Source organism: Granulicatella sp. HMSC30F09 (genome assembly GCF_001806915.1).
In the GTDB taxonomy this organism is placed as follows: domain Bacteria; phylum Bacillota; class Bacilli; order Lactobacillales; family Aerococcaceae; genus Granulicatella; species Granulicatella adiacens.
The window spans coordinates 46,829-60,490 of record NZ_KV786412.1; the positions used below are offsets into that span (position 1 = coordinate 46,829).

At 38.4% G+C, this 13,662-nt stretch carries 13 protein-coding genes and 1 other annotated feature; of the genes, 12 read left to right on the top strand and 1 reads right to left on the bottom strand.

The window, feature by feature from the left end; all coding sequences use genetic code 11:
* Positions 1-354: 354 nt before the first annotated feature.
* The 12 genes from ftsE to HMPREF3103_RS01845 all read left to right on the top strand — a co-directional run bounded on the left by ftsE (position 355) and on the right by HMPREF3103_RS01845 (position 12,161).
* Complete coding sequence (gene ftsE, locus HMPREF3103_RS01790; RefSeq protein ID WP_049555840.1) at positions 355-1,041, top strand: cell division ATP-binding protein FtsE; 687 nt, start codon at positions 355-357, stop codon at positions 1,039-1,041.
* Positions 1,031-1,918 carry a permease-like cell division protein FtsX gene (gene ftsX / locus HMPREF3103_RS01795; RefSeq protein ID WP_005604931.1) on the top strand — a complete coding sequence of 296 codons (888 nt, stop codon included), beginning with the start codon at positions 1,031-1,033 and terminating at the stop codon, positions 1,916-1,918. Before ftsE ends, ftsX begins: the two co-directional genes overlap by 11 nt.
* Positions 1,919-2,426: 508 nt before the next feature.
* On the top strand, positions 2,427-3,284 hold the full coding sequence (locus HMPREF3103_RS01800; RefSeq protein ID WP_049555838.1) for a MetQ/NlpA family ABC transporter substrate-binding protein: 858 nt from the start codon (positions 2,427-2,429) through the stop codon (positions 3,282-3,284).
* A 97-nt stretch (positions 3,285-3,381) separates the two neighbouring features.
* Positions 3,382-4,407, top strand: coding sequence for a methionine ABC transporter ATP-binding protein (locus tag HMPREF3103_RS01805; protein ID WP_049555837.1), 1,026 nt, complete (start codon positions 3,382-3,384; stop codon positions 4,405-4,407).
* A complete protein-coding gene (locus tag HMPREF3103_RS01810; RefSeq protein ID WP_070437013.1) occupies positions 4,400-5,113 on the top strand; it encodes a methionine ABC transporter permease in 714 nt (237 codons plus the stop codon). The genes HMPREF3103_RS01805 and HMPREF3103_RS01810 overlap by 8 nt, the downstream gene beginning before the upstream one ends.
* A 248-nt stretch (positions 5,114-5,361) precedes the next feature.
* Positions 5,362-5,703 (top strand): MazG nucleotide pyrophosphohydrolase domain-containing protein, encoded by a 342-nt coding sequence (locus HMPREF3103_RS01815; RefSeq protein ID WP_005604940.1) that lies wholly within the window; start codon positions 5,362-5,364, stop codon positions 5,701-5,703.
* A 38-nt stretch (positions 5,704-5,741) separates the two neighbouring features.
* Positions 5,742-5,944: a binding site (T-box leader), on the top strand.
* A 49-nt stretch (positions 5,945-5,993) separates the two neighbouring features.
* Positions 5,994-7,442, top strand: a complete 1,449-nt coding sequence (gene proS / locus HMPREF3103_RS01820; protein WP_070437014.1) for a proline--tRNA ligase — start codon at positions 5,994-5,996, stop codon at positions 7,440-7,442.
* A 35-nt stretch (positions 7,443-7,477) separates the two neighbouring features.
* Positions 7,478-8,962: a UDP-glucose--hexose-1-phosphate uridylyltransferase gene (locus tag HMPREF3103_RS01825; RefSeq protein WP_070437015.1), complete on the top strand. Its 1,485-nt coding sequence runs from the start codon at positions 7,478-7,480 to the stop codon at positions 8,960-8,962.
* An 18-nt stretch (positions 8,963-8,980) separates the two neighbouring features.
* Positions 8,981-9,712 carry a tRNA (adenosine(37)-N6)-threonylcarbamoyltransferase complex dimerization subunit type 1 TsaB gene (gene tsaB / locus HMPREF3103_RS01830; RefSeq protein ID WP_070437016.1) on the top strand — a complete coding sequence of 244 codons (732 nt, stop codon included), beginning with the start codon at positions 8,981-8,983 and terminating at the stop codon, positions 9,710-9,712.
* Positions 9,696-10,778, top strand: a complete 1,083-nt coding sequence (rimI, locus tag HMPREF3103_RS01835) for a ribosomal protein S18-alanine N-acetyltransferase (RefSeq protein WP_070437017.1) — start codon at positions 9,696-9,698, stop codon at positions 10,776-10,778. The genes tsaB and rimI overlap by 17 nt, the downstream gene beginning before the upstream one ends.
* 10 nt (positions 10,779-10,788) lie before the next feature.
* Complete coding sequence (tsaD, locus tag HMPREF3103_RS01840; RefSeq protein WP_005604945.1) at positions 10,789-11,808, top strand: tRNA (adenosine(37)-N6)-threonylcarbamoyltransferase complex transferase subunit TsaD; 1,020 nt, start codon at positions 10,789-10,791, stop codon at positions 11,806-11,808.
* 107 nt (positions 11,809-11,915) lie between these two features.
* A complete protein-coding gene (locus HMPREF3103_RS01845) occupies positions 11,916-12,161 on the top strand; it encodes a type B 50S ribosomal protein L31 (RefSeq protein ID WP_005604946.1) in 246 nt (81 codons plus the stop codon).
* 533 nt (positions 12,162-12,694) lie between these two features.
* Here HMPREF3103_RS01845 and HMPREF3103_RS01850 read toward each other — a convergent pair.
* Positions 12,695-13,552 (bottom strand): DUF368 domain-containing protein, encoded by an 858-nt coding sequence (locus HMPREF3103_RS01850; protein ID WP_049555828.1) that lies wholly within the window; start codon positions 13,550-13,552, stop codon positions 12,695-12,697.
* Positions 13,553-13,662 lie beyond the last annotated feature (110 nt).

A 13,662-nucleotide genomic window follows, 5' to 3' on the forward strand; every position in this document is an offset into this window, starting at 1 on the left:
ACTCGTGATTCAAGAAAGTCTAATAAACTGTGTGGAAATCGTTCTATTAGGAACGATTTGGAGTTAGATAGAGAAGAATAACCTCACACTGTGAGGTTATTCCTGGCTTCTGTCTCTCTCCCTCGTATCCTGAAGTTGAACTCGAGCTCACAGAGCCGACGTCCATTTCAACAAACATCCGCACGACTTGTTCCAAGTCCCTTGCGGTGTTTGTTTCCAATGATTCGGCTCTGAGCGTTCGCCCTCGTATCCTTAATTTAATATTTCTGTAATCTTATGTGAAGGTGTTGTAATATTAGGGTGCTATAATAGTGAAGATTAAAAAAATCGTAGGATTAGAAAGCTGGTGAGTTTATGATTGAAATGATGAATGTAACTAAGAAATATAATAAAGGCATTACTGCTATTAATAATCTATCCATTCAAATTAAAGATGGAGAATTCGTTTATGTAGTAGGACCTTCTGGTGCAGGAAAATCAACTTTCATTAAAATGATGTATCGTGAAGAAAAAGCGACAAAGGGTAGAATTCGTGTGGGAAAATATGATTTGATGAAGATTAAAGATCGTCAAATTCCATTCTTACGTCGTTATGTTGGTGTCGTATTCCAAGATTTTAAACTTTTACAACATAAAACAGTTTATGAAAACGTGGCATATGCGATGGAAGTAATTGAAAAATCTCCTCGCGAAATTAAACGCCGTGTAGACGAAGTGTTAGAATTAGTAAATTTAAAACACCGTATGAATAACTTCCCAAATGAATTATCTGGTGGGGAACAACAACGTGTAGCGATTGCTCGAGCAATTGTGAATACTCCGGGAATTTTAATTGCCGATGAGCCTACAGGAAACCTAGATCCGGATACATCTATGGAAATTATGGATATTTTAGAAAGAATTAATGAACAAGGAACTACAATTGTGATGGCGACTCATAATAGTCAAATCGTAAATGAGAAAAAACATCGTGTTTTAGCCATTGAAAGTGGACAAATTGTTCGTGACCAAGAACAGGGGGAATACGGATATGAAGATTAGAACGATGGGTCGTCATATACGTGACGCCTTCAAGAGTCTTTTCAGAAACGGATTAATGACGTTTGGTTCGGTTTCTGCGGTATCAATGATTCTTTTAATCGTTGGTGTGTTTGTTTCACTACTATTTAATGTGAACAAAATTGGATCAGATATTGAAAATGACGTTAATGTTCGTGTATATATTGATTTGGCAGCAGATCAGGAAAAGACAGATCAATTAGAAGCGAAAATTAAAGAATTAGCGGATGTAGAATCTGTAACATTCCGTTCAAAAGATGAAGAATTAGAAGATGTAACAAAGAGCTTTGCTGAAGAATTTTCATTGTTTAAAAATGATGGAAATCCACTTCGTAATGCTTTTGACGTAAAAGCAAAAGAACCTCAAAAAACAAGCGCAGTTGCTAAAGCGATTGAAGGTATGGATTACGTAGCACGTGTTCGTTATGGTGAAGCTCGTGCAGATAATTTATTCCGAATTATTGCTACAGCTCGAAACATCGGTGCTGTCATTATTGTGGGGCTATTAGCGTTAGCAATGTTCTTAATCTCTAATACGATTCGCTCAACAATCTACTCAAGAAGAACTGAAATTGAGATTATGCGCTTAGTAGGAGCTACAAAGGCGTATATTCGCTGGCCTTTCTTCTTAGAAGGTGGGATGATTGGATTACTTGGTTCTATTATTCCAATCGGATTAGTATGGTCAATCTATCTATGGATTTATAAAGGTGGATCAGACTTCTTCTCTGGTTCAAGTTTTAGCTTACTTGATCCTAATCCATTCTTAATTTATGTCTCATTGGCCATGGCTGCTATCGGTATCACTATCGGAGCTTTTGGTTCTATTCTTTCAATGAGAAGATTCTTAAAGAAATAAATCTTAAACTAAAGGTGAGCAGAGATGCTCATCTTTTTTATTTTTAATATGCATAATAGTTATAACGAGTTCAAAGAAACTGATATATATAAATAACGCTTTTTGCATTGACTCCAAGATAGCTCATCGTTTATAGTAATTTCATCAGATAAAACAATGCAATGAACAGATAAGTAAATAGAGAAGAATGTGAAAGAGAATCCGGATGGTGAGAAAGGATACAGGGCACTTTATTGAAAATGGTCTGGGAGCAACAAAGGTGATCAAGCTTTTGCGTCTTGTACTCGATAAAGTACAAAAGTATCTTGCAAATGCAATGTACTTTTTAAGCAATGAACTGTGAGGTTCATTGGAACTAGAGTGGTAACGCGAAACTTCGCCTCTAAAATAGAGGAGAAGCTTTTTTTATGGCCCAAAACCAAATCAATCATGCATCCATCTGGTGGAAATCCCGACGCGCGCATGTGGGTTTCCAAAATGAATTATGGAATAATAAGGAGAGAAAAATATGAAATTATCAAAAATCTTTAAAACAGCGACTTTAGGACTTGTAGCTACAGCACTAGTAGCGTGCGGAAACAATAATTCTCAATCAGGAGAGTCAAAAACAACAACAGCAGAAAAATCAGAAGATAAAAAAATTACGGTAGTTGCTTCACCAGCACCTCATGCTGAAATTTTAGAAGCTGCAAAACCGATTTTAGCAAAAGAAGGTTATGAATTAGAAATTAATATCGTCAACGACTATGTGACTCCAAATAATATTGTTTATGGTGGAGATGCTGATGCAAACTACTTCCAACATACCCCATATCTTGAAAAATTCAATAAAGAGCACGGTCAAGACTTAGTATCAGTTGGGAATGTACACATTGAACCAATGGCAATTTATTCTAAGAAATACAAATCAATCCAAGAATTACCAGAAAATGCTGTAGTTTATGCTTCAACGAATCCTGCTGAAGTAGGACGTTTCTTAAGCTTCTTTACAAAAGCTGGTTTAATTAAATTAAAAGAGGGCGTTAACCCAGTTACTGCAGGACTAAGCGATATTGCGGAGAATCCAAAAAACATCCAAATTAAAACTGAAATTGCTCCTGAATTACTAGTTTCTACTTATGAAGCAAATGAAGGGGATGCAGTAATTATTAACTCAAACTTTGCAATTGATGCAAAACTTTCACCAGTTAAAGACTCAATTGCTTTAGAAGATCAAAGTTCTCCATATGCGAACTTAATTGCAGTAAAACCGTCAGAAAAAGATAGTGCAAAAATTAAAGCATTGATTAAAGTGTTGCAAAGTGACGAAATCCGTAAATTTATTAGTGAGAAATATACAGATGGTTCTGTAGTTCCTGCGAAATAATGTGATATACTATTTAATAGAAACAAGAGGAGTGGAAAGCCGTTAAGGGATGTGCCTTGGACTTTCCACTCTTTTTAACAGTTGAAGGAGTGAAGAGATGATTAAAGTGGAACACGTGTCGAAAACTTATAAAGCAAAACAAGGCACGGTTGAGGCAGTGAAAGATGTCTCTTTAGAAATTAGCCGAGGGGAAATTTTTGGGATTATTGGTTTTTCAGGTGCTGGTAAAAGTACACTCATCCGTTTGTTGAATGGGTTAGAATCAGTTACTAGTGGACAAATTTCTATCAATGGAAAAGACATTACCAAATTAAAACGAAAAGCTTTATTAAAAGAACGCCAAAAAATTGCGATGATTTTCCAACATTTTAACCTACTTTGGTCTAGAACCGTGGAAGAAAATATTGCTTTTTCTCTAGAAATTGCAGGCGTTGCTAAAGATGCCCGTAATCGTAAAGTGAAAGAATTGATTGAATTAGTGGGCTTAAGTGATCGTGAAAAAGCTTATCCTTCAGAATTATCCGGGGGACAAAAGCAACGTGTGGGAATCGCTCGTGCTCTTGCAAATGATCCGGAAGTATTACTTTGTGATGAAGCAACGAGTGCTTTGGATCCTAAAACGACCAAAGATATTCTTCAATTGCTAGTAGAAATCAATGAGAGATTAGGTTTGACGATTGTGTTGATTACACACGAAATGCATGTTGTTCGTCAAATTTGTCATCGTGTAGCCGTGATGGAAGAAGGTCGAGTGGTTGAGAGTGGGGAGGTTATTGAAGTATTCAAGAATCCTAAACAACCTATTACAAAACAATTCGTTGGGGAAGAACGAGTGGAAGACGAAATGGAAGAAGTATTTAGTCACTTAGCGACCTCTCTTCGTCCTGGTGTAGTCGTGCGTATTCAATATTTAGGAGATCGAACAGGAGATGCTGTTCTATCCGAAGCAATTCGAAAACTAGATGCGACTGTATCAATTTTACAAGCAAAAGTGAATATAACCCAAAAAGGTGTGCTGGGTAGTATGATTATTCTGATTGAAGAAAACGAAGAAAAAGCAGAAGCAGTTATTCAATACCTTCAAAAAGCAGAAATTATTGTGGAGGTGTTAGAGAATGTTTAATGTATTTTTAGCTCAAACGAGTATAGAAGAATTGTTTCAACAAATGTTTTCTTTTGAAAACGTGAATTGGAATGAAGTGATCAAGGCGACTAATGAAACATTATATATGACCTTTATTCCAACTTTTTATGTTTTTGTCATTGGTTTGCTACTAGGTATTTTGCTATTTTTAACGGGGAAAGGACGTAGTCTCCAAAATAAGTTTGTTCATTTTATTTTAGGAGGCATTATCAATGTGTTCCGCTCTATTCCGTTTATTATCTTGTTAACCTTGCTGATGCCATTTACAAAGGCGATTATGACCACTATTATTGGTCCAAAAGGGGCAATTCCAACCTTAGTGATTAGTGCAGCTCCATTCTATGCTCGACTAGTCGATATTGCTTTAAATGAAATTCCTTCTGGAGTGATTGAAGCAGCTGAGTCGATGGGGGCGAATACTCGCCAAATTATCACAAAGGTTTTAATTCCAGAATCTTTACCAGCTCTTGTCTCAGGAATTACGGTAACCGCCATTGCACTTGTAGGTTCTACTGCTGTAGCCGGTGCAATAGGAGCAGGAGGCTTAGGAAACCTTGCTTATATGATTGGATTTACTAGAAACAAACAAGATATCATTTTTGTGGCAACAATAGCTATCCTTGTTTTAGTATTCATCATTCAAATTATTGGAGATTTAACCGTCAAAGCAATAGATAAACGATAGGATACGAGCCATCGCGCCCAGAAATGGAACGTTGGACCGGAATACCGAAAGCGGCTGGGGCAGCCGTGCGGATATTTCGGGAAACGCACGCCATTTCTGCGATGGCGAGTTCAACTACACAGGATACGGGCCATCGCGCCAAGAAATGGCTCATAAATCTCTGCAGTATCTGTCTTTATTTGCCTCAATAAATTATGTAAAATAGCAATAGACATAGAGTCTATTGCTATTTTTTGGAGCGTGAGAAGATGTCAAAACTAACGATTAAAAAGTATCAAGAGTACTTAGAAAATGTATATAAGAATAGAAACAATGATCAAGGACTTTTTATTAAATTAGTGGAAGAAATTGGTGAAGTTGCTGAACAAATTAGCATTCGAGACGGAAGAAAAGATGGAGATAAAGAAGCTGTGATTGAAGAATTAGGGAAAGAACTGGCGGACGTAATTCATTATACGATTGCTATTGCAGGAGTAAACGGAATTGATTTAGAGAAAGTCATCTTAGAAAAAGACTTAAGTGCGGCTATTAAATACCAGCATTCAACGAACTTGATGGAGTACATAGAGCAAACAGCAAAAAACGACTAGTTTACAGCAAGAAAACACTTGCTTTACGAGTGTGTTTAGAGTAGGATAGGATTTGGAAAAGTAAGTGAAATGATGGGTACAGAAAGTTCTGATTGCTGAGAAAGAACCCCCGCTCTTTAACTGAACCTACCAAACGAGGTGATTATGAAAATAATCCGGTGAAATCATCGTTATCAATGTTAAAGAGACATTTACAAAGTAAGTGTAATTAAGGTGGTACCGCGAGTCATTCGTCCTTTTTAGGGGAGTGGCTTTTTTTATTTCACAAAAAATGAAAAGGAGCTAAGCAGATGGCAGAAAAAACAAACTTACAAAGAGAAGATTTCTCTAAATGGTATATTCAAACCATTCAAAAAGCAGATTTAATGGACTATTCACCAGTGCGTGGATGTATGATTTTCAAACCAGACGGATATGAAATCTGGGAACATATTCAAGAGGAATTTAACCGTCGTTTTAAAGAAGAAGGCATTCGTAATGCATACTTCCCAATGTTAATTCCAGAAAGCTTCTTCACAAAAGAAGCAGACCACATTGAAGGGTTCGCTCCTGAATTACCATGGGTGACAGAAGCAGCTGGCGAAAAATTAGAAGAACGTTTAGCGCTCCGTCCAACAAGTGAAACAATGATTGGAACAGCTTTTTCAAACTGGATTAATTCATACCGAGACCTTCCATATGAAATTAACCAATGGGCAAATGTATTCCGTTGGGAAAAGAAAACTTTACCATTCTTACGTACTTCAGAATTCTTATGGCAAGAAGGACATACAGCGCATGCAGATGAAGAAGATGCACGTCGCAGAACAATGAAGATGTTAGAGGTTTATAAAGAAGTTGTAGAAGGCGTATTAGCAGTGCCAGTTTACGAAGGTCAAAAAACTCCGTCAGAGCGTTTCGCAGGGGCAGTAGACACTTACTCCATCGAAGCAATGATGAAAGACGGAAAAGCCGTTCAAGCGGGAACTTCTCATTATATGGGAACAAAATTCGCTGAAGCGTTTGACATCAAATATTTAACAAAAGAAAATGAACATGTATACGCTCATACAACTTCATGGGGAGTATCTACTCGTTTAATCGGTTCATTAATTATGACTCATGGGGACGAACAAGGGTTAGTTTTACCTCCAAAAGTGGCTCCAACACAAGTAGTCTTAATTCCAGTTGGACCATGGAAGAAAAATCCAGCCATCTTAGAAAAATTAGAAGAGCTTCAAAAAGAATTGAAAGCTGCTGGATTACGCGTGAAAATCGACGACACTGATAACTCACCAGGATTCAAATTCAATGAGTGGGAATTACGTGGTGTTCCAATGCGTATCGAATGCGGACCTCGCGACTTAGAAAACAATCAAGTGATGACAAAAATGCGTGACTTAGATGAAAAAGTAGCAGTTGGATTCGACGGTTTAGTAGATACCATTTTATCTGAATTAGATAAAATGCAAGTTCGTATGTTAGAAACTGCTCGTGCGATGCGTGCTTCTAACGAATATACAAACATTGATACTTTGGATGAGTTAAAAGCTCACATCGAAGCAAAACGCGAAGCTGGCGAAGTACCTGGTTGGGTATTAGTTGGTTGGGATGGAACAGAAGAAAGTGAAGCAAAAATTAAAGAAGAAACAGGCTTTACAACTCGTAATATTCCATTTAATGCTCCAGTGAAAAAAGAAAAATGTATTGTTACTGGTAAACCAGCTGTGCATACAGTTTGGATTGCACGTGCATATTAATAGAAATGAATTTTAATTGGTAGGGGGACCAGATTATGAAAATGAATCAAGCGATTCAGGAGTTTGTAAATAGTGCGATTGAATCAGGGTATGTATCAAAAGAGGATCGTAGCTATTTATTAAATCGCGTGCTTTATTTAGTGGGAGAAGAATCTTTTGAGGCTTGTAAAGAAATCAATCAACCATCTCTATTAGAAGCAATGGCGAATGTGGTTGAAGCATCTGTTGAAGCAGGGAGGATTGCAGATGACGCTGAAGAACGCGACTGGCTTGAACAAGAGCTAATGAACCTTGTGATTCCAAAACCTTCAGAATTGAACCGTCTATTCTGGAATAAATACGAAGAAGGGCCTAAAGTAGCGACAGACGCGTTTTATAAAATGGCGCTCGATTTGAACTTAATTAAGGTCAATGATATCGCTAAAAACATTTCTTTTAACGGAGAAACAGAGTATGGCGATTTAGAAATCACGATTAATTTATCAAAACCAGAAAAAACGAAAGAAGAAATCATCAAAGCAGCGCAATCGAAGGATTTCAATTATCCTGCCAACCGTTTATGCTTTGAAAACGTAGGCTATCATGGTCGTATCAATTGGCCAGGTCGTGCCAACCACCGTATTGTTGGGATGGAACTTGGTGGTGAGTCTTGGGGCTACCATTATTCTCCATATGCTTATTATTCAGAGCATGCCATCTTCTTGTCTGAAAATCTAGAGCCAATGAAAGTGGATGAGGGTGCGTTTAGCCGACTTCTTGAAATTGTGACACAATTCCCACATTATTTTGTAGGGTCAAATGCAGGGCTTCCAATTGTTGGAGGATCGATTTTAAGTCATAACCACTATCAAGGGGGACGTTACGTATTCCCAATGAACCTTGCTAAAGTCTTGGAAACTGGAATTTCTAAGAAGTTTGATACCGTTGAAATCGAACGTCTATACTGGCCACTTTCTGCGCTTCGTCTTCGCGGAAATAATCGTGAGGAAGTATTTGAAGTAGCAGTTGATATCTTAAAAGCATGGGAAGACTACGAAAACAAAGACCTTGAAATCTTACGTGAATCAAACGGCGAACCGCATAATGCGATTACTCCAATCGTGCGCCGTCAAGGAGATGCGTATGAGTTTGATTTAGTATTACGTAACAACCGTACGACAGAGGAGTTCCCAGATGGAATTTTCCATCCACATGCGGATGTACAACATATTAAGAAAGAAAATATTGGTTTAATTGAAGTGATGGGGCTTGCGATTTTGCCGCCACGTCTTGAACGCGAGCTTCGCGAAGTGAGAGACTATCTCGTTGGAGAAGCACCTCTTGAAGCAGTCGCAGCTATTCACCAAGAATGGGCGAAAGAATTAAAAGCACAAGCACCAACAAAAGAAACTGTAGACGCATTTTTACAAAAAGCGGTGAGTGCAAAATTCTGCCGTGTATTAGAATATGCAGGCGTCTTTAAACAAACAAAAGAAGGTCAAGAAGCATTTAGCGCCTTCATGCATGAATTTACGAAATAGTTAGAAAGGAAGTGCCGTATGACAATCCTCGCACTAGATACATCGAATAAGACATTATCGGTCGCTGTAGAACTGACAAACGGTACCATGATTGAACAAACGATTGAGAACACGTTGCAACATAGTGTTCTCCTTGTGCCAACCATTGAAGCCGTTTTTGAAGAAGCCGGCATTACAGCAAAAGATTTAACGAAGGTTATTGTTGCTGAAGGACCCGGTTCTTATACGGGACTTCGAATTGGCGTTACTGTTGCTAAAACACTCGCAAAGAGTCTGGGGATTCCACTTGTTGGCGTCTCCAGTCTCGATGTCTTTTTACCCTACCTTGCTTCAAAAGTCGAAGTAGGAGAAGTCATTGTGCCTTTTTTTGATGCTAGACGTGGGAATATTTTCGCGGTAGGCTATCAAAAGACTGACAAAGACTTTAAAAAGGTAATTCCAGAGCAACATATTTCATGGGATGATTTCTTGAAAGTGTTGCCGGAATTTGCAATGGGAGTAACTTTTGTAGGGCAATTACAATCGATTACAAAAGATGCAATCGTAGAAAAAGGAGCGAGTGAGGCGAAGTGGCTTGAAGGGCCTGACGCTATTCCTCACGCAACATCGCTCATTGAATTAGGAAGAAATAAGGAAGCTGTTGATGCGGACGTATTTGTCCCAATGTACTTGAAACTGGCAGAAGCTGAAGAGAATTGGCAAGCTGAGCATCCTTTAGAAAAGGGGTCAGTGTATGTGGAACGAGTTTAAAGAACGCTTCATTCAGTGGTTTGAAAAAATCAAAGTACTGTTTCTAGACGGGTCGCAACAGAAAGAACCGATTCGCAATCAATTTGAAAATTTTGAAAAAAGAGTCATTCTTGGAAATGGGGCGCAAGCCAAAATTCGAATTGGAATTCCAGAAGATGCCGCTCGTATTTTTGAAGTGGAAGAGGCAGCTTATAACGGAGAGTCGCCATGGGCAAAAGATATTCTTGAAAAAGATGTTGCCTATAATCCTGATGCCATTTATATCGTACTGGAAGTGGAAAAGGATATTGTTGGCTTTATCGGTGCAAGAACGACAGAGAGTACGGATTTACATATTACAAATGTAGCTGTACTACACGATTATCGTTTTTTAAATGTAGCTACATTATTGTTAAAAGCAATTGAAAAAATTGCAAGAGCCCTTGATAAAAAAGAAATTACTTTAGAAGCTCGAGTATCGAATACCAAAGCAATTCGTTTATATAGAAAGAATGGTTATAGCGTTATGGGAACGAAGGAAAATTATTATACTCCTGAAAATGAGGATGCTGTAGAAATGCTCTATACATTACCACCAAAAACGCCATCTTCCTTCCATTCGTCAGAGTACTCTTTTACAAGACTTCAACCAGCTGATTTAGCGATGGCTGAGGCTTTAGTTGAGTTAGTGCAAGAAAATTACGAGCATCCCAATCATTGGAGCGCCGAGAGTTTCCTTGCAGATTTGGAGAATCCAGCAAACACGTATTACGGAGTATGGATGCAACGCCAATTAGTAGGATTTCTTGGAGTCCAAGCAGTTCTTGATGAAGCAACGATAACGAATATCGTAATTGCTAAAGACTATCAAGGTAAAGGGCTGGCACAACGTTTATGGCAAATGGCCTTATATGACTTGAAACAAAAGGACGTTAAAGTTGTTTTTCTAGAGGTACGCCAGAGTAACAAGCGTGCTCAATATTTATATGAAATTCTTGGATTCGAAGCCTTCCATACGAGAAGAGATTATTATAGTGATCCAGTAGAAGATGCGATTGAATATCGCTTAGAAATTGAACAAAGATAGGAGGAACAATATGAAAGAAACATTGATTCTAGCAATTGAAAGTAGTTGTGATGAGACAAGTGCAGCCGTGATTCAAAACGGAAATACCATCCTTTCAAATATTGTTGCCTCTCAAATTAAAAGTCATATGCGTTTTGGCGGAGTTGTGCCAGAAATTGCCAGCCGCCATCACGTCGAACAAATTACGCAGGTTATCGACGAAGCTCTTGCTAAAGCAGGCAAAACTTTGGATGATATGGATGCTATTGCGGTGACATACGGTCCAGGACTTGTGGGAGCACTTCTCATTGGGATTTCTGCAGCGAAAGCCTTGGCATTAGCGAGTGGAAAACCACTGATTGCAGTGAACCACATGGCAGGGCATATTTATGCTAATCAACTTGTAGAACCTCTTCAGTTTCCTTTAATGGCACTTGTGGTCAGCGGAGGGCATACAGAATTGGTGTATATGCCAGAAGATGGAAAGTTCCAAATTATCGGTGAAACAAGAGATGATGCGGCAGGAGAAGCGTACGATAAGATTGGTCGTATTTTGAACTTGCCCTATCCTGGTGGAAAGAAAATGGATGAATTAGCTCATCTAGGAACGGACACTTACGACTTTCCACGTGCGATGATTCATGAAGACCATTTTGATTTCAGTTTTAGTGGATTAAAATCAGCGGTCATCAATCGTGTTCATAACGCCAAACAAAAAGGCGAAGAGATTGTCCCCGAAGATTTAGCTGCTAGTTTCCAAGCCAGTGTCGTAGAAGTTTTAGTCGAAAAAACAAGACGTGCGCTTAAAGCCTATCCTGTAAAACAATTCGTGTTAGCAGGAGGAGTGGCTGCCAATAAAGGGCTTCGTACAGCGATGACACAGATGATGGAAGAGCACTATCCAACAGTCACATTCTCCATCCCGCCATTGTCACTTTGTGGAGATAATGCGGCGATGATTGGTGCTGCAGCCTTTACTAAATACATGCAAAAAGACTTTGCGAAAATGGATTTGAATGCTGTTCCAGGGCTAGAATTAGGGGAAGAATAAAACTATTGCAAATTCAATTTGAGCATGGTATTATATTCGTGTTGCATTATGCATGCGAAAATAAATAACTCTGGATTAGCAAATAATTCAGGGCAGGAGGAATAGAAATGAAACAAGGAATTCACCCAGATTATCATCCAGTAGTGTTCATGGATACAACTACAGGATTCAAATTCTTATCAGGTTCAACAAAGACTTCAAGTGAAACTGTTGTATGGGAAGACGGTAACGAATACCCATTACTACGTGTGGAAATCACTTCTGATTCTCACCCATTCTACACAGGTCGTCAAAAATTCACTCAAGCAGACGGACGTGTGGATCGTTTCAACAAAAAATACGGTCTCAAATAAGAACTTTACAAACTCTCTCACTTCGAGAGAGTTTTTTTGTGCGCTAAATATCTTTAGTAACCGCCAAGGGCGGCGATTATGGTGTTAGCAGGGATGGTGCTTGAAAGAGAATTCTTATTATCAGCCATTGTTTATTGAAACAAAATAGCGGGATACCGGAGAAAGTCTTGAAGTCTTTCTCCTTCGAAGCCTCAAACAAGCCGTTATGGATTTATCCATTACGGCTTTTAATTCGCATTCGATAGTTTTTCCCGCTATGGTTTCAATGAATGTCTGATAAGCGAATTCTCTTTTTAGTTTTCTGGTGCAATACCAAAATCGCCTATTGGGTTGAAAATTCTACTCAAGTAGAGAGGTTGTAAGTTCTATTCGTGACAAAGTTCAAGATGATTAATAAAAAAGCAAAATGTAACATATAAGTTACGTAACTTATATGTTACATTTTGCTTTTTTAAGTAGAAGAGGAAATTAACAGAACGGTTAATTTGAGACATAAAAAAACAGCCTTGCGAGAAGCAAAGCTGTTTGAAATGTTATTTATAAGTGTCTTCAAGTTTCGCCATAAATGCACCTAACCATGTTCCAAATCCTAACATAACAACGCAGGCAAGGTATTGAACAATGTCAAATCCAGCGTAGTTTGTTGGGATGATCATTACAGTTGAAGCAAGCACGATTCCGAAAATGAAGTGGAATAATTGTGGATAAGCTTTCTTAAAGATGTAGTGTACAAGTTTTGAGAAGAGAGCTAATGTTACAAGTCCACCTAATGCGATTGGAAGAATCACACTCATATCTAATGTTTTGAAACCATCTGACATTTGTTTGTACATCCCCATATATACGATGAAGTTTGATGGGCTAAGTCCAGGAACGATAATTCCAAGAGCGATTAATCCACCGGCAATCATCCAAGTGAAGAAGTTAGCTTCAACGCTACCGCCAATTGCATTTTCACCTAAGTAAAGGAGTAAGCATCCGCCGACAAATGAAGCAATCAGAATGATAATATCGCGTGTTGAGCGACCTTCTTTTCCAGCTTCTTTCCAAAGAGCAGGGATTGTTCCTACGATACATCCGATGAAGAACCACAGGATGATTGTTTCAAAGTTTCCAAGTAAGTAACTTACGCCAAATGATAAGACAACGATACCTGCTAGAGCACCGATTCCGACTGGTAAGAAGAATAATACGTTCTTCTTGAAGTCTTTTGTCACGTTTGCGAGGAAAGCAATCATGCGTTCATAAAGTCCAAAGATAGCAGCAAGTGCACCACCGCTGACACCAGGGAGGATAAATCCTGAACCGATGAACATTCCTTTGAAGAATCGTAAAAACCAGTCATTTTTCTTTTGTTTATCTAATTGATGTTGCGTAGATCTTTGTTCCATAATACCTCCAAAAAAATTACTATGTCTTCTATTATACTGCAATTTGATGGATGAGCAAGTATTGTTAAGCTTCTTTTAGAAAACTTACCATTCATTGCGCAGGTATTTAT

Excerpts from the sequence above, each read along its gene's own strand:
- HMPREF3103_RS01810 (WP_070437013.1), top strand. The coding sequence starts at position 4,400 with ATGTTTAATGTATTTTTAGCTCAAACGAGTATAGAAGAATTGTTTCAA.
- HMPREF3103_RS01825 (WP_070437015.1), top strand. The coding sequence starts at position 7,478 with ATGAAAATGAATCAAGCGATTCAGGAGTTTGTAAATAGTGCGATTGAA.
- proS (WP_070437014.1), top strand. The coding sequence starts at position 5,994 with ATGGCAGAAAAAACAAACTTACAAAGAGAAGATTTCTCTAAATGGTAT.
- tsaD (WP_005604945.1), top strand. The coding sequence starts at position 10,789 with ATGAAAGAAACATTGATTCTAGCAATTGAAAGTAGTTGTGATGAGACA.
- HMPREF3103_RS01805 (WP_049555837.1), top strand. The coding sequence starts at position 3,382 with ATGATTAAAGTGGAACACGTGTCGAAAACTTATAAAGCAAAACAAGGC.
- HMPREF3103_RS01850 (WP_049555828.1), bottom strand. The coding sequence starts at position 13,552 with ATGGAACAAAGATCTACGCAACATCAATTAGATAAACAAAAGAAAAAT.
- ftsE (WP_049555840.1), top strand. The coding sequence starts at position 355 with ATGATTGAAATGATGAATGTAACTAAGAAATATAATAAAGGCATTACT.
- rimI (WP_070437017.1), top strand. The coding sequence starts at position 9,696 with ATGTGGAACGAGTTTAAAGAACGCTTCATTCAGTGGTTTGAAAAAATC.
- HMPREF3103_RS01815 (WP_005604940.1), top strand. The coding sequence starts at position 5,362 with ATGTCAAAACTAACGATTAAAAAGTATCAAGAGTACTTAGAAAATGTA.
- HMPREF3103_RS01800 (WP_049555838.1), top strand. The coding sequence starts at position 2,427 with ATGAAATTATCAAAAATCTTTAAAACAGCGACTTTAGGACTTGTAGCT.
- HMPREF3103_RS01845 (WP_005604946.1), top strand. The coding sequence starts at position 11,916 with ATGAAACAAGGAATTCACCCAGATTATCATCCAGTAGTGTTCATGGAT.
- tsaB (WP_070437016.1), top strand. The coding sequence starts at position 8,981 with ATGACAATCCTCGCACTAGATACATCGAATAAGACATTATCGGTCGCT.
- ftsX (WP_005604931.1), top strand. The coding sequence starts at position 1,031 with ATGAAGATTAGAACGATGGGTCGTCATATACGTGACGCCTTCAAGAGT.